Source organism: Halomonas sp. 707B3, assembly GCF_024158645.1.
GTDB classification, from domain to species: Bacteria; Pseudomonadota; Gammaproteobacteria; order Pseudomonadales; family Halomonadaceae; genus Vreelandella; species Vreelandella lionensis.
In genome coordinates, this window is the sequence record NZ_JAMZBE010000024.1 from 1 (window position 1) to 15,311 (window position 15,311).

The 15,311-nt window shown below is 55.6% G+C and carries 12 protein-coding genes; 10 read left to right on the forward strand and 2 right to left on the reverse strand.

Features of this window, described 5'->3' with window-relative positions; genetic code table 11:
* From mrdA to lipB, 7 genes are all read left to right on the forward strand, one after another.
* Positions 1-1,248 (forward strand): penicillin-binding protein 2 (gene mrdA / locus BIS10_RS05265; RefSeq protein ID WP_253503153.1); only part of this gene is annotated, 1,248 nt, incomplete at its 5' end.
* 2 nt (positions 1,249-1,250) lie between these two features.
* On the forward strand, positions 1,251-2,411 hold the full coding sequence (gene rodA / locus BIS10_RS05270) for a rod shape-determining protein RodA (protein WP_253503157.1): 1,161 nt from the start codon (positions 1,251-1,253) through the stop codon (positions 2,409-2,411).
* Positions 2,412-2,455: 44 nt separating this feature from the next.
* A complete protein-coding gene (mltB, locus tag BIS10_RS05275; protein WP_253503159.1) occupies positions 2,456-3,481 on the forward strand; it encodes a lytic murein transglycosylase B in 1,026 nt (341 codons plus the stop codon).
* Positions 3,474-4,457 carry a septal ring lytic transglycosylase RlpA family protein gene (locus BIS10_RS05280; RefSeq protein WP_083026376.1) on the forward strand — a complete coding sequence of 328 codons (984 nt, stop codon included), beginning with the start codon at positions 3,474-3,476 and terminating at the stop codon, positions 4,455-4,457. The genes mltB and BIS10_RS05280 overlap by 8 nt, the downstream gene beginning before the upstream one ends.
* Positions 4,458-4,525: 68 nt before the next feature.
* Positions 4,526-5,725, forward strand: coding sequence for a D-alanyl-D-alanine carboxypeptidase family protein (locus BIS10_RS05285; RefSeq protein WP_083026378.1), 1,200 nt, complete (start codon positions 4,526-4,528; stop codon positions 5,723-5,725).
* A 109-nt stretch (positions 5,726-5,834) separates the two neighbouring features.
* Positions 5,835-6,146: a YbeD family protein gene (locus BIS10_RS05290; protein WP_083026380.1), complete on the forward strand. Its 312-nt coding sequence runs from the start codon at positions 5,835-5,837 to the stop codon at positions 6,144-6,146.
* A gap of 2 nt (positions 6,147-6,148) precedes the next feature.
* Complete coding sequence (gene lipB / locus BIS10_RS05295) at positions 6,149-6,799, forward strand: lipoyl(octanoyl) transferase LipB (RefSeq protein WP_253503162.1); 651 nt, start codon at positions 6,149-6,151, stop codon at positions 6,797-6,799.
* Between the two features lie 114 nt (positions 6,800-6,913).
* Here the strand turns inward: lipB and lipA are convergent, their stop codons facing one another.
* Entirely contained in the window at positions 6,914-7,969 is a 1,056-nt protein-coding gene (gene lipA / locus BIS10_RS05300) for a lipoyl synthase (RefSeq protein ID WP_253503165.1), read from the reverse strand.
* 181 nt (positions 7,970-8,150) lie between these two features.
* Positions 8,151-9,149 carry a LysR family transcriptional regulator gene (locus BIS10_RS05305; protein WP_253503168.1) on the reverse strand — a complete coding sequence of 333 codons (999 nt, stop codon included), beginning with the start codon at positions 9,147-9,149 and terminating at the stop codon, positions 8,151-8,153.
* A gap of 276 nt (positions 9,150-9,425) precedes the next feature.
* Between BIS10_RS05305 and BIS10_RS05310 the strand changes: the two genes are divergently transcribed.
* The 3 genes from BIS10_RS05310 (at position 9,426) to BIS10_RS05320 (ending at position 15,274) form a co-directional block, all read left to right on the forward strand.
* A complete protein-coding gene (locus BIS10_RS05310) occupies positions 9,426-11,867 on the forward strand; it encodes a DUF3141 domain-containing protein (protein ID WP_253503171.1) in 2,442 nt (813 codons plus the stop codon).
* 321 nt (positions 11,868-12,188) lie between these two features.
* A complete protein-coding gene (gene topA / locus BIS10_RS05315; protein ID WP_253503175.1) occupies positions 12,189-14,816 on the forward strand; it encodes a type I DNA topoisomerase in 2,628 nt (875 codons plus the stop codon).
* A complete protein-coding gene (locus BIS10_RS05320) occupies positions 14,813-15,274 on the forward strand; it encodes a DUF6586 family protein (RefSeq protein WP_213262597.1) in 462 nt (153 codons plus the stop codon). The genes topA and BIS10_RS05320 overlap by 4 nt, the downstream gene beginning before the upstream one ends.
* The last annotated feature ends 37 nt before the right edge of the window (positions 15,275-15,311 follow it).

Sequence of the window (15,311 nt, forward strand, 5' to 3'; positions counted from 1 at the left end):
GGCCTACGCAAGGTAGAGACCAACGCCCGTGGTCGCGTGCTTCGCGAGCTTGGCCGTACTGACCCGGTGCCCGGCGCTAACTTAACGCTTACTCTCGACCGTTCCCTGCAGATGCTGGCTTACGAGCTTTTGGATGGTCGGCGTGGCTCTATTGTGGCTATTGTGCCAAATACTGGTGAGATTCTGGCGATGGTGTCGACCCCTGGGTTTGATAGCAACCAGTTTGTGACCGGGATCGACGTAGCCTCTTATCGAGCACTGCAGGAAGATATCGACCTCCCACTGTTTAACCGTGCCATTCGAGGACACTACCCGCCGGGCTCCACCATCAAGCCGTTTCTGGCCCTGGCAGGTTTGGTGGAAGGGGTCATTACCCCCGACAGCACCATTAATGACCCCGGCTTTTATCAGCTACCAAACGACTCCCGACGCTACCGTAACTGGCTGCGCTGGGGGCATGGCCGTGTCGATATGGAGCGCTCGATAGCGGTCTCCAACAACACCTACTACTACACGCTGGCTCATGACCTCGGCATTGATAAGCTCCATGAGCGTATGACCAACTTTGGTTTTGGCCAGCGCGTTGCCCACGATGTGCAGGGGGAAAGCACTGGACTCATGCCCTCCCGAGACTGGAAGCGAGCACGTTTCAACCAGCCCTGGTACCCCGGTGAAACGCTATCGGTGGGGATTGGCCAAGGCTACTGGCAGGTCACACCTCTGCAATTGGCCAGCGCCACTGCCGCGTTGGCAAACCGTGGGCACTGGGTGAAGCCTCGCCTTGCCCTGCGTATTGGTGAAGAGCCAGTGCCCGAAGAACTACCCGATACGCTCCCCGATATTCAGCTGGCCAACGATAACTGGTGGAACCGTGTATATAGCGGGATGGAGAAGGTACTCAACGGTAGCGAAGGTACAGCAAGGCGCACTGGCGTAGGGCTTGAGTACCGTATGGGCGGTAAGTCAGGCACTGCCCAGGTGTTCTCACTCGGCCAGGATCAGCGTTACAACGCGGAGGAGTTAGAGGAGCGGCTACGAGACCACGCGCTCTTTATGGCTTTTGCGCCCATTGAAGAACCGAAAATTGCGGTGTCGGTGATTGTTGAAAATGCCGGTGGCGGCAGTACGCATGCCGCACACCTGGCACGTGCAATGACGGATGCTTGGCTCCTGGAAGATAATGCCCCTCAAGTTGACGAAGTCAAAGAAGTGCTAGAAGAAGACACTGCCAACGTGGAGGGTAACTAGCGATGCCTTGGCAACTGATTACCCGCTCGCTGCGCCGTTATCCGGTACGCCCGCCTGATAGCGGTATTGCCCGTCGCAAAAGTATTTGGGAGCGTATCCACCTCGACCCTTGGCTGCTAGGGATGCTGTTGGTGTTGATGGGTGGCGGTTTGATGGTGCTTTACAGCGCTTCCGGGCAGCGTATCGACACCGTGATTGCCCAAGCCATGCGCTTTGGTATTGCGCTTTCTGGCATGGTGATTATTGCACAATTTTCCCCTTCAACTTTTTTACGCTGGGCCCCGCTGGCTTACGGCGCTGGGCTAGCGATGCTGTTGGCGGTTGAAGTTGTCGGCGATGTAGGTATGGGCGCCAAGCGTTGGCTGGAAATTCCGGGGGTCATCCGTTTTCAGCCCTCTGAGATGATGAAGTTAGCCGTACCGCTCATGGTGGCCGCTTATTTAAATCGCTGCCAGTTGCCGCCTAGGCTGCGTGATATTGTGGTGTGTGCGGTGATTATCGGCGTGCCCGTGGTGCTCACGGCTATCCAGCCTGACCTTGGGACATCGCTGCTGGTGGCTAGTGCTGCGGTGATTGTGGTGCTTCTGGCTGGGCTCTCTTGGAAGCTCATTGGCTTGGTCGCGGCCCTGGGCGCGGCGGGCCTGCCGGTACTATGGATGAACATGCACAACTACCAGCGCCAGCGGGTACTGACATTTTTAGACCCTGATAGCGACCCGTTGGGCTCAGGGTGGAACATTATTCAATCCACCACGGCTATTGGCAGCGGCGGGCTGTGGGGAAAGGGGTGGTTGGAAGGAACGCAGTCTCAGCTTGAGTTCCTGCCAGAGCGACATACCGACTTTATTATTGCCGTACTTGGTGAGGAGTTCGGCCTGGTGGGTATGCTCTTGCTGCTAACACTATATATCATGATTGTAGGCCGCGGCTTATGGCTGGCATCGTCATCCCAAGATACCTTTGGGCGGCTGTTTGCGGGCAGTATTATCCTGACGTTTTTTATCTATGTATTTGTCAATGTGGGCATGGTGAGCGGCATTTTGCCGGTGGTAGGCGTACCGTTGCCACTGGTAAGTTTTGGCGGGACCTCCAGCGTGACCTTGTTAGCTGGGTTCGGTATTCTCATGTCCATACATGCCCATCGGCGGTTATTGCCACGTTAAAGGTTTGAACAGTGGTAGTGCGTATTCACAGGAGTGGTGAGCGAATGAACAGGGCGCGAAGTAAAGCAGGCGGTTACGCAATTGCCATGCTAGTAGCGTGTTCGGCCCCTGCGTTAGCGGCAGAGGAGGAGATCAGCTTTGATCCTCAGCGCAATACGCAGACCCAACAGTTGGTCGATGAGCTGGCCCAGCAGGGCGTGCCGAGCGAGTGGCTTGAGCAGGCGCTGATGCAGGCAAATTATCGCCAGGAAGTACTGGACGCCATGGCAGGTGCGGCGGAACGGCGGCTGCGCTGGTTTGAATACCGTGATATTTTTCTGACCGAGCAGCGCATTGAAGAGGGCGCGGCTTTTATGCAGGAGCATGCTGATACGCTCGCGCGCGCGCAGTCAGTATATGGCGTGCCCCCAGAGGTGATCACTGCGATTATTGGTGTGGAGACTTACTACGGTCGTCATAAAGGTCGCCATAAAGTGTTGGATTCGCTGGCAACGCTGGCTTTTCACCACCCGGCGCGAGGTGAGTTCTTCCGGGGCGAGCTGGCAGCGTTTTTGACGATTGCTTATCAGCAGGAAGTGGCGCCCAGCTCACTGTACGGTTCCTATGCAGGTGCCATGGGTTACCCGCAGTTTATTCCCACCAGCTACCAGGCGTATGCCGTTGACTTTGATGACGACGATAAGCGCGACCTGTGGAATAACCCGGTGGATGCTATTGGTAGCGTTGCCAACTATTTTGCCGAGCACGGCTGGCAGCGTGATGGAGCGATCTATCACCAGGCAGAAGGGCCTGACGCGCGCCCTGATGGGCTAACCTTTAACCAAACGGTGCGTCCCACAACAACTGCCGCTGAGGCTGTCGAGCAGGGCATTGTGACAGCAGACTCCCTGGCGCCCGATACGCCAGTGGTGCCCCTGGTGCTGGAGTATGCCGATGGCCAGGAAAGCTACCGGCTGGGTGAGTACAATTTCTATGTGATTACCCGCTATAACCATAGCCACCTCTACGCCATGGCAGTCGCCGAACTGGCAGAGGCCATCAAGCAGCAAGCTGAGGCTGAGCATGACTAAACTGCGAATCAATATGCGCTACCTAAGCGGCTCGCTGCTGTTAGCTGCCTTGGTGAGCGGGTGTGCCAGCCAAGCGCCGCAGCGTGCAGGCGGAGAGGTAGGTGCTTCAAGCTCCGCGCCTGCTGCTCCGGCGGCTGCCAGTGGCGAGCGCTATGCGATGACTGGCGATGCCTACCCGGTTGCGCCGCCGGATGTCACCACCGTACCTGACGCCGAGCCGCGCCTTGAACAGCCCTCTAGAGCGGGTAATCGCTCTACCTATGAAGTGTGGGGAGAAACATATCACGTGTTGCCCGATGCCCGTGGCTATGAGCGTCAGGGCACGGCTTCCTGGTACGGTGAGAAATTTCATGGCTACGCCACCTCTAACGGTGAGATCTACGACATGTACAAAATGTCAGCCGCTCACCGCTCGCTCCCATTGCCCACGTTTGCCCGTATCACTAGCTTGAATAACGGCCGCTCGGTGATTGTCCGCGTTAATGACCGTGGCCCTTTTCACAGCGACCGCGAAATTGATCTCTCATATGCTGCAGCCGCGCGCCTCGGTATTTTGGACAACGGCACAGGCCCGGTACGCGTAGAAGCCATTGATCCAGCCCAGTGGCTAGCTGAGCGGGGCCGGGGTGGCGGCACAACCGCTTCACCAGCAGCGCCTGCTGCGCCAGTGATGGCGTCGAGTGCTGCGGCGCCATCTTCTCCGGCGGCTCGCCCGGCGGCGCCTGTTCAAGCAGCAGCATCCCGTGCCGTAGAGGCTAGTGATGCGATCTATCTGCAAATTGCCGCGCTAGGGAGTGCCGAAGGAGCACAGCAGCTCCAGCAGCGATTGGCCGGTGAATTGCCTCACGGTGTGCGCGTGAAAAGCGATGCCGATGTTCACCGAGTGCAGGTGGGCCCTGTGAATCCTGGACAAGAAACGCAGGCACGTGAAGAACTTCGTCGTGCAGGCTTTCCTCAAGTGTTTGTCGTGAGATAATACCTCTCAACATGTGCACAAGTGGCGCGTAATGCGCCGCCTTTTTCTTTGTTAGTGAGAAGTTTGTGATGAATGTATTGATGTCAATTCGCCGTACCGCCAAGCTTTGCCTGTTCGCGGCCATGACGGCAGTCGTATCACCTGCGATGGCGCAGGTGATCCCTCAGCCGCAAACAATTATTCCCGCACCGCCCCAATTAGCGGCGAGTTCGTGGATTCTAATGGATGCCAACAGCGGGCGGATTCTTGCTGAGCACAACTCTGATGAGCGCCTGCCTCCGGCGAGTTTGACCAAGCTGATGACCGCTTATTTGGTGGAGCGCGAGCTTGATCGTGGCACCATTAATTTGACCGATATGGTCAATATCAGTGAAAACGCCTGGCGCACCGGCGGCTCTAAAATGTTTATCGAAGTCGGTGATCGGGTATCGGTGGATAACCTGCTGCACGGCATCATTATTGTGTCGGGTAACGATGCCAGCGTCGCGATGGCCGAACATCTGGCGGGGGGAGAAGCCCCGTTTGCAGACTTGATGAACCAGCACGCCACGCGCCTGGGAATGAACGACACTAACTTCATGAACGCCACCGGCTTGCCTCATGAAAATCACTATTCAACTGCCCACGACATGGCACGCTTGTCTCGGCACATCATCAATGATTATCCCGAGCACTATGAGATCTACTCCCAGCGTAACTTCTCTTTTGGTGGTATTGATCAGCCGAACCGCAACCGTCTGCTGTGGCGTGACCCCTCTGTAGATGGCCTGAAGACTGGCTGGACAACGGAAGCGGGCTACTGCCTAGTTTCCTCAGCGCAGCGTGATGGTATGCGCCTGATTTCAGTGGTTATGGGGACTAGCTCTGATGAAGCACGTGCCCAGGAGTCCCAGAAGTTATTAAGCTACGGTTTCCGTTTCTATGAAACTATGAAGCTGTACGAGCGTGGTGCGGTACTGGCGACTCCGCGAGTATGGGGCGGTGATACTAACGAGCTACGCGTGGGAGTGGATGAAGAAGTCTTTATGACGCTGCCTCGTAACCGAAATGAAGAGCTTCGTGCGCGCTTGAATCTTGATGCTGACCTTCAAGCCCCTGTCGCAGTTGGCGATAACGTTGGCACTTTGGAAGTCTATCTAGGTGAGGAAATGGTAGGTGAGCGTCAGCTGGTAGCACTGGAAAATATCGAAGAGGGCGGCTTGTTCAAGCGCCTATTCGATCAAGTTCAGCGCTTCTTTAGCAACCTGATCAGCAATTTCACCAGCTAATCCCATAAGGCCTGATCTCTGAGCGATGCACCTTGTATTGTCAGGGGTGGGGCCTTATTTACTTACCAGTTAGCCATCAAACGATTCACTTGTTCCCTAAAGGCGAGATATGAAAAAAGGCGCTAAACAAGGGCTGCGAGATTTACGCCAGCCTGCGGCCAAAGAGCCACCTAAAATTACCTTTCCCTGTGACTACTCCTTGAAAGTGGTTGGTGATGCCGCCGACGATTTCCCTGCGGCGGTGTGCCAAGTCATCGTCAAGCATGCGCCAGACTTTGATGAAACCACGCTGCAGGTGGTGGATAGCCGTAATGGCCGCTTCCAGTCAGTGCGTGTCACTATTGTTGCTACTGGCGAGCAGCAGCTAAGCCAGCTGTTTGATGAGCTGAAAGCTACAGGCCGTGTTCACATGGTGGTTTAACCATGACGCATGATGCCCCGATAGAGCTTCATCGCCTAGGACATCGCCCTTATCTGCCCGTGTGGGAATCCATGCGAGAGCTAACCGATACTCGGGATGAGACCACTGCCGATCAGTTTTGGCTGGTGGAGCATGACCCGGTATTTACCCAAGGGCAGGCGGGTAAGCCAGAGCACCTGCTGATGCCGGGGGCTATCCCTGTCGTCAATACCGATCGGGGGGGGCAAGTGACTTACCATGGTCCTGGGCAGGTGGTGCTTTATCCACTGTTGGATGTACGGCGCGGGAAAGTGGGGGTGCGTGATTTGGTCAGTGCCTTAGAAAACGCTGTTATCGCCGTGCTGGCGGAATATGGTGTTAGCGCTTGGGCTAAACCGGATGCACCGGGTGTCTATGTGGAAACCGTTCAAGGGGAGGCCAAAATAGCCTCGCTAGGGCTGCGTATTCGTCGTGGTGCCAGTTATCACGGTGTGGCGCTCAATGTAGACGGCGACCTTTCCCCGTTCGCACGAATCAATCCGTGCGGCTATGCGGGGATGCAGGTTACACGGCTTGCTGATGTGACTGAGCTTTCAACAGAACACGATGTGGGCGAGCAGCTAGCGATAGCGTTAGCGTCACAGCTACAACGACGCTTGGTAAGGCCTGCATAAGCAGCTGACCAGGGAAGTTGAGGAAGTTGAATAGCGAGGGAAAGCGAAGGGCGTTAAATGCTGGGCATATCGCCTGCATGGCAGAGCAACGCCATGCAGGCGAAGGTAGATATACTAACCGACGTTAAAAGCAGGAATGCGGTTATTGTCCGGCTCTTCTTGCCCCGGAATGGCCGCTGGGGCGGCAAGACCCAGATTGTTTTTCTCGAAAACACGGTCTGCTCGGTAGCTAGAGCGTACCAGCGGGCCGGATGGCACTTCCATAAAGCCTTTCTCAAGGCCCAGTACGCGATAACGATTAAACTCTTCTGGGCTTACCCAGCGCTCCACGGCCAAGTGGTTTTTGGTTGGGCGCAGGTATTGGCCTAACGTCACGATGTCTACGCCAATCTCGCGCAAGTCATCGAAGGTTTGCAGGATCTCTTCATCGGTCTCACCCAGCCCCAACATCAAGCTGGTTTTAGTGATGACATCGGGACGATACTGCTTGGCGTGGGCCAACACATCCAGCGTTTTGCGGTAGCCTGCACGGGGGTCACGCACTTTGCTGGTCAGCCGCTCAACGGTCTCAACGTTTTGCGCAAACACCTCAAGCCCTGAATCGACCACGCGCTCAATAGCGGCTTTATCGCCATCAAAATCAGGCGTTAACGCCTCAACAACCACCTCCGGCGTGCGCGCTTTAATGGCGCGAATACAGTTGGCGTAGTGGGTGGCGCCACCATCGTCTAGATCGTCACGGTCTACTGAGGTCAGCACGATATAGCGAAGACCCATTAGCTCGACGGATTTGGCGGTATTTTCCGGCTCTTCGTGATCCAGCCAACCTTTAGGGTTGCCAGTATCAACCGCACAGAAGCGGCAGGCGCGGGTACATACTGAGCCCATCAACATAATGGTGGCGGTACCATTGCTCCAGCATTCACCCATGTTAGGACAATGGGATTCAGCGCAAACGGTGCTGAGCCGGTGCGTCGCCACGTTTTTCTTAACGGCCTCAAAACGCTCGCCGCCGGGAATTTGCGCGCGCAGCCACTTTGGCTTGCGCTCAAGTGAAGGGGCATCTGCCTGCGCTTTGCGCTGCTTCATGCCATCTTTAATCACCGTCATGCCATGTTCGTTACGGAATTTTTCGCCGCTGGGCACGCGCTGGGAAGGGGTGTTGCTCATAGGAGAGAGCCTCTCTACTGTGCGGCTGGTAAGCAGAAAATCCGAGCGACGCATCACGAAAAATATACGTGCAAAATGTGGCCGCGATGCAACTGTTTACCATGCCCTGAGTAACGCTAACTGATACGTAGGTTGTAAATAATGTAACATATTTGGCAATCAACAAGACACCGTAGAACCGCTAGTGATCGTATTCCAGTGACAGGGCGGGTAAGCAGGAAACTCCATGGCTAGGAAGCGGGCTGCCAGGCGCTTGGAAGTGGCGCTGGAACTCGCTCAGATGCTCACGCACAAAACGCAGGAAGAGCTCTGCTACCGGAGTGGGAAAGTGGTCTCGGCGGTATACCGTGCACCAGGCGCGGCGAATGGGAAAATTGGGCAGAGACAGGGTAGCGAGCAGGCCCTGTTCCAACTCGCGCTGTACCGCCAAACGAGGCAGTACGGCAACGCCCAAATGTACCATTACCCCTTGTTTGATGGCTTCATTGGTGCCCAGCTCGATACGGTGCGGAAGCCGCACTTCTTGATCCACGGCAAGCTGCTCAAAGGCGCTGCGAACCCCCGAACCAGGCTCGCGCATTAGTACGAAATGGCGTGCGAAATCCGTCAGCGTTGGATTGGGCATACTTAGCAGAGGATGTTCTGGCCACACTACCGCCACAAGCTCATTTTCAAGAATTGGCATAACCACCAAGCCGTCGTCTTCTGGCACCATGGCCATGATCACCACGTCGTCTTGTTGTTCGGCCAGCCGCTCAAGTGCTTGGCTGCGGTTACACACCTTTAAACGCAACTGAACATCCGGGTATCGCGCGCGAAACTTGGCCAGCAGATAAGGCACGACGTACTGGGCGGACGAGACAGCCGCAATATTCAACTTGCCGCTAATTTTGCCGTTAATATCAGAAAGGTTCATTTGCAGCCGCGACAGCTGACCAAAGATTTCCCGCGTAGAGAGGGCCAGTGTATCGGCCGTTGGCAGCACGTGGAGAGTTTTCCCCGCATACTTAAAGAGAGGCTGCCCCAACGCTTGCTCAAGCTGTCGAATCTGCGCGCTCACGGCTGGTTGTGTCAGGCCGAGCTGCTCGGCGGCCCGTGAATAGGAGCGTTGTTGATGCACTGCCTGAAACACTTGTAGCTGTCGAAACGTTAAGCGGTTGAGCAGCGTGGGGGATGACATAACCACCTCAGGGTAAACTTCCTCGGTAAAAAAGCGCACTGTATAAGGCCTGTTATATAGGGCTTGGCCTCAGCGTCGAAATGCTATCACTGATTTAGGGCTACCGCCTTGAAAGCTTGGCGGTATATAAACGGTGTACGTTTCGATCAATAAGGCAGTCGTTGGAAAAGGGGGGTGGTAATCATCGACGTTAGGCAAGGAGTGGCCTAAACTATATTGCATTGCAGCATCATTGCTTCGGGATTGGTGCCATGCATCAACCCAATGGGAGAATATATGAACTTTCTCGCTAATCCTTTGCTTACCACCAATGCGCTTGCTGCTCCTTGGTTTGGGTCATCGAATGATTCCGCGGCGTTACCGGGCGGTGAAGCTCTCGCTAGCATGATGGACCCTTTTGGGTTTGGTCGTGCCGCGGTTAGCTACTGGCGTGACAGTGTAGAGCGCAACATCCTTTATTGGGATGTCATGCGCGAGCGCGGCAACCAGTATCTCGAACACATGGAGCAAACGAAGCCCAATGTGCTCGGCTTTGAAACCGAGGTGTTAGTGGATGGCCGTACGCTGCCTAATCCGACTAACTATGAGTTACTGCGGGTATTGCCGCCTAAGAATATCCAGATTGACCCACAAAAACGCCCCTTTGTCGTTATTGACCCGCGTGCAGGCCATGGCCCTGGTATCGGCGGTTTTAAGCCTGATAGCGAACTCGGTGTCGCGCTAAAAGCGGGCCATCCCTGCTATTTTATCGGCTTTTTACCTTTCCCTGAGCCAGGCCAAACGGTGGAAGATGTGGTGGAGTCGGAAGTGGCCTTTTTGCGCCACGTGATTGCGCTACACCCGGAGACCACTGAAAAACCGATGGTGGTTGGTAACTGCCAAGCGGGCTGGCAAATCATGATGGCCGCCGCCCTTGAGCCTGAAGTATTTGGGCCAATCTTAATCGCTGGTGCACCGCTCTCTTATTGGGCTGGCGAGCATGGCAAGGCGCCCATGCGTTATACCGGCGGTATGACAGGGGGAAGTTGGATCACTGCGTTGACCAGTGATATCGGCAACGGCCTATTTGATGGGGCGTGGCTGGTTCAGAACTTTGAGCGCCTCAACCCGGCTAATACCTACTGGAAAAAGCAGTACCACCTGTATGCCAATATTGATACCGAGTCCAAACGCTATTTAGAGTTTGAACGCTGGTGGGGTGGTCATGTGGTGCTGGGCGGTAATGAGATCCAGTACATTGTCGATAACTTATTTGTCGGCAATCGCCTTTCTACGGCGCAACTGGTTACCCGCGATGGACGGCGTATTGATCTGCGTAATGTACGCTCGCCTGTGGTGGTGTTTTGCTCACGGGGGGACGATATTACGCCACCGCCTCAGGCCCTGGGGTGGATTCGTGATCTGTACGCGGGCGAAGAGGATATCATTGCGAATGAGCAGACGATTATTTACTGCTTGCATGATACCACTGGGCACCTGGGAATCTTCGTATCTGGCAGTGTTTCCCGCAAAGAGCACTCCGAATTTACGGCGAACATGGACTACATCGATGTGATGCCGCCAGGGCTGTACGAAACGACGATTTCTCACGCCGACGAACACACAGACGCCGAGCTGATTGAGCGTGACTATCTGCTGGAATTTGCGCCGCGCAACTTCGAAGAGCTTGATCGTGACGTGATGCATCAGCCGGAGGATGATCGTCGCTTCGCCACCGTTGCCCGCATCTCTGAAATTAACCTGGGGTTTTATCGTCTCTACGTGCAGCCGTGGATACAGTCCATCATGACGCCCGAGGCGGCGCGCTGGATACGGCGTATGCACCCCATTCGCCTGGGCTACAAGCTCATGTCAGACCGTAACCCGCTGACGGTGCCGCTACCGGTTATGGCCGACTACGTGCGCCGCCATCGTCAGCCGGTGGAGCAGGACAACATATTTAAAGCGCTAGAGCTCATGGCATCTGATCAAATTGTAGTGAGCCTGAATGCGTGGCGTGACCTGCGCGATAGCTCAACCGAGCGCCTGTTTATGGATATTTATGGTCAACCGCTGCTCCAGGCCGCTGTTGGCTTGTACGGGGATGCCCATGTACATCGCCGCCGTCCTGGCGCAGAGCCTGAGCACCGCCGCTTTATTGAAAACCGCCAAAATGAGCTGCGTCATAAAATTGCTCAGGGTGGCCCTCATGAAGCCGTGATGCGTTCAGTGATCTATGTGCTAGGTGGCGCACCGGCCACCGATGAGCGTAACTTTAAGCGCCTACGCGCCTCTCGGGCGGAGCTTGAACCCAGCACCTCCTTGAGCGAATTTAAGCGCCTAGTGCGTGAGCAGTTCTTTATTTTGAAGCTTGATCGTGAGCAGGCGCTTAATACGTTGCCGGAGCTATTAAAAGGGCAAACCGGTGAAGAGATAGATAGCTATATTAGCCACTTAGAGCATGTCTTTGCCGCTAGCGGTGAGTTAACTGAACATGCCGCTAACCGGTTTGACCAAGTAAAAGCGTTGTTTGATAAAGCGCGTCCGGCTGCCTTGGCGGCACCAGCCCCTGAAACAGCGCCCACACCTGACTCCGCTGCGGCTACAGCGGAAATAGCAGCCGAAGCGAGTAACACGGTAACGGCTGAAAAGGCCCAGGAATCATCGGTAGAGGCGCCAAAGAAAAAGCCAGCCACTCGGCCGGCTGGGCAGCGCAGAAGCTCGCCCCGTAAGCGTTAGATAAAGTTGCTAAGACGTCTTCGCCCCCGCTTTTTAGCGGGGGCTTTTGCATTGATAGGCGGCTATTTGGGTTGCCGAGTGCCGAGCGGCAGTCTAGTGTCTAGCTACCCTGATGCAAAAAAGCATCGTAAAACGCACCGCGCCGCTAATGCGTTGTTGTTAGTGTTCGCTTAGCTCCCTAAGAGGCGGTTGCTACTAGCGCTTAATCAAGGGCTGGGGTAGGGTAGGCGCATTTTTCTCATGGTCGCCAAGCACAAATTGAGGCGGCAACGTATTCAGAGCATGGGCGATAGCGCCTGGGCAATAGAAAAGTGGAGCACTATGGGCAAGTCACTGGTCATCGTCGAATCGCCCGCGAAAGCGAAGACGATTAATAAATATCTCGGCAACGATTTCATCGTCAAGTCGAGCGTGGGTCACATCCGTGACCTGCCGACCAGCGGCTCAGGTAAGGCAGCCTCCGACCCAAAGGAGCGCGCTCGCCAGGCCGCGGCAACGCGTAAGATGTCGGCGGAAGAGAAGGCGGAGTATAAAAAGCGCAAGGCCCACGACCAGCTTATTCGGCGCATGGGCATTGACCCTGATAACGGCTGGGAAGCGCGCTATGAAGTGCTTCCTGGTAAAGAGAAGGTGGTGGCTGAATTAAAGAAGCTGGCTGAGAAAGCCGACGCCGTCTACCTCGCGACGGATTTGGACCGCGAAGGGGAGGCTATCGCCTGGCACCTGCGCGAGACCATTGGTGGCGATGACAGCCGCTACAAGCGTGTGGTATTCAACGAAATTACCAAAAACGCCATTCAAGATGCTTTCAAAGCCCCCGGCGTTCTTAACATTCCCCGTGTAGAAGCCCAACAGGCGCGCCGCTTTCTGGACCGCGTCGTCGGTTTTATGCTTTCACCGCTGCTGTGGGCCAAGATTGCTCGCGGGCTTTCCGCTGGGCGCGTTCAGTCTGTCGCGGTGCGTTTGATTGTTGAGCGTGAGCGCGAAATCCGAGCGTTTATCCCAGAAGAGTTTTGGGATGTGCATGCAGATCTTGTTTCTCCTGACGGCGAGCTGGTGCGTTTTGCCCTGGCGCGTCAGGATGGTAAGCCGTTTCGCCCCACGTCAGAAAAAGACACTCTGGCGCGCATTGAGCAGCTGCGCAAAGCCAAGCTGTCGATTACTTCGCGTGAAGATAAGCCCACCAGCTCTAAACCGACCGCGCCGTTTATCACCTCTACGCTTCAGCAGGCAGCCAGCGGCCGATTAGGGTTTTCGGTGAAGAAGACCATGACCATGGCCCAGCGGCTTTATGAAGCGGGCTACATCACCTATATGCGTACCGACTCCACCAACCTATCTAAAGACGCGGTGGAGAGTGTCCGTTCGTTTATTGGTGATGAGTATGGTGCGCGCTATTTGCCTGAGTCGCCTAATCGATACAGCAGCAAAGAGAGTGCTCAAGAAGCGCACGAAGCCATCCGGCCCTCTAGCGTCGAGCGCAAAGCGACTGACTTGGCAGGTATGGAGCGTGACGCAGAACGCCTCTACGAGCTTATTTGGCGGCAATTTGTGGCGTGTCAGATGACTCCGGCCGAATACCTCTCCAGCACGCTCAGTGTGGAAGTAGATGGCTACGACCTGCGTGCCAAAGGCCGCGTGCTGAAATTTGATGGTTACACCCGGGTAATGAAGCCTACGGGCAAAAACGAAGATCAAAGCCTCCCTGACTTGCCGACGGGCACGGCAATGCAGCTAGAAAAACTCGACCCTCAGCAGCATTTTACCAAGCCGCCCGCGCGCTACACCGAAGCCAGCTTGGTCAAAGAACTAGAGAAGCAGGGCATTGGCCGCCCCTCCACCTACGCATCGATTATTTCGACTATCCAAGATCGTGGCTACGTGAAGCTGGAGAGCCGCCGTTTTTATGCCGAAAAATTGGGCGATATCGTCACCGAGCGGTTGAAAGAGTCCTTCCCTGACTTAATGGACTACTCCTTCACCGCCCGCATGGAGGACAGCCTTGATGAAGTGGCTGAAGGCGAGCGCAATTGGCAGGCGCTGCTTGATGCCTTCTACGATGAGTTCCGCATGGAGCTGATGAAGGCTGAAAGCGAGGAGGGCATGCGTCCGAATCAGCCGGTGCCGACTGATATCGACTGCCCCAGCTGTGGCCGAAAAATGCAGATTCGAACCGCCTCTACCGGCGTGTTTTTGGGCTGCAGCGGCTACAACTTGCCGCCTAAAGAACGCTGCAAAACCACCATTGACCTGATTCCTGGTGAAGAGGCCGTGGCGGAAGACGCGGGCGAAGAAGCGGAAACCAATGCCCTACGTGCCAAGCGTCGCTGTCCGAAATGTGGCACGGCGATGGATAACTACCTGATTGACGAAACTCGTAAGCTTCATATTTGTGGCAACAGCCCAGACTGTGACGGTTACGAAGTAGAGAGCGGCAAGTTCAAGATTAAAGGCTACGATGGCCCGGTCATTGAGTGCGATAAGTGCGGCTCCGAGATGCAGCTAAAATCTGGCCGATTTGGCAAATACTTTGGCTGCACCAACAGCGAGTGTAAAAACACCCGCAAGCTGCTGCGCAGTGGTGAAGTCGCGCCGCCGAAGATGGACCCGATTCCCATGCCCGAACTTGCCTGCCAAAAGGTGGAAGATCATTACGTGTTACGGGATGGCGCTAGTGGCTTGTTCCTGGCTGCTAGTAAGTTCCCTAAAAATCGTGAAACCCGCCCGCCGCTGGTTAAAGAGCTGAAAGCTCACGCTGACGAGCTGCCGGAGAAGTATCACTTTATTCTCAAAGCACCCAGTGAAGACCCGGATGGCCGCCCTGCGCAAATTCGCTTCTCGCGTAAAAACAAAGAACAGTACGTGATGACAGACGAAGAGGGCAAAGCGACCGGCTGGAAGGCGACCTTTGAAGGCGGCAAATGGCATGTGGAGGATAAGCGCAAGTGAGCCCACGTTCGCGTACCAATCAACTGCTGTATCAGGCCGAGCTGCTGGTCGGCCTGCCGGTTGGCGATGATGAGCATGCGCCAGTGCGGCAAATGGCCATAGAGGAAAGTGCGTTGGCGCTGTTTGAGCTGGCGCTTGGCTCGCTGCTAAAAGAAGTCACGGAACACGCGCGGTTGAATAGCCATGACTGGCGGGAGCTACTCGCCAGTGACGGCCCCGATGTGGCAGAGCTGCAGCGTCTACGCGATGCCATGCAGCAGCCGGAAAGCTGGCTTTACTGGCTGGTGGGGCAGCTAGAGAAGCTGCACAGTGATGATGGTGCTGCGCGTCGCGCTGTGCAAAATCCTTCTATGATTGCAGTAGGTAGCCAGTTGACGTTAGCCGAGCAACTGCTAGAGAACCTCCAAGCGGCTAAGCGTGATATTGCCTCGCTACGGGAGACAAGCCAGGAGTGGTAGCCCAGCGGCAGTGCGGTGGTGGATAGAGGGAGAGGTT

Excerpts from the sequence above, each read along its gene's own strand:
- BIS10_RS05290 (WP_083026380.1), top strand. The coding sequence starts at position 5,835 with ATGAAAAAAGGCGCTAAACAAGGGCTGCGAGATTTACGCCAGCCTGCG.
- BIS10_RS05280 (WP_083026376.1), top strand. The coding sequence starts at position 3,474 with ATGACTAAACTGCGAATCAATATGCGCTACCTAAGCGGCTCGCTGCTG.
- BIS10_RS05285 (WP_083026378.1), top strand. The coding sequence starts at position 4,526 with ATGAATGTATTGATGTCAATTCGCCGTACCGCCAAGCTTTGCCTGTTC.
- BIS10_RS05310 (WP_253503171.1), top strand. The coding sequence starts at position 9,426 with ATGAACTTTCTCGCTAATCCTTTGCTTACCACCAATGCGCTTGCTGCT.
- lipA (WP_253503165.1), bottom strand. The coding sequence starts at position 7,969 with ATGAGCAACACCCCTTCCCAGCGCGTGCCCAGCGGCGAAAAATTCCGT.
- mltB (WP_253503159.1), top strand. The coding sequence starts at position 2,456 with ATGAACAGGGCGCGAAGTAAAGCAGGCGGTTACGCAATTGCCATGCTA.
- BIS10_RS05305 (WP_253503168.1), bottom strand. The coding sequence starts at position 9,149 with ATGTCATCCCCCACGCTGCTCAACCGCTTAACGTTTCGACAGCTACAA.
- topA (WP_253503175.1), top strand. The coding sequence starts at position 12,189 with ATGGGCAAGTCACTGGTCATCGTCGAATCGCCCGCGAAAGCGAAGACG.
- rodA (WP_253503157.1), top strand. The coding sequence starts at position 1,251 with ATGCCTTGGCAACTGATTACCCGCTCGCTGCGCCGTTATCCGGTACGC.
- lipB (WP_253503162.1), top strand. The coding sequence starts at position 6,149 with ATGACGCATGATGCCCCGATAGAGCTTCATCGCCTAGGACATCGCCCT.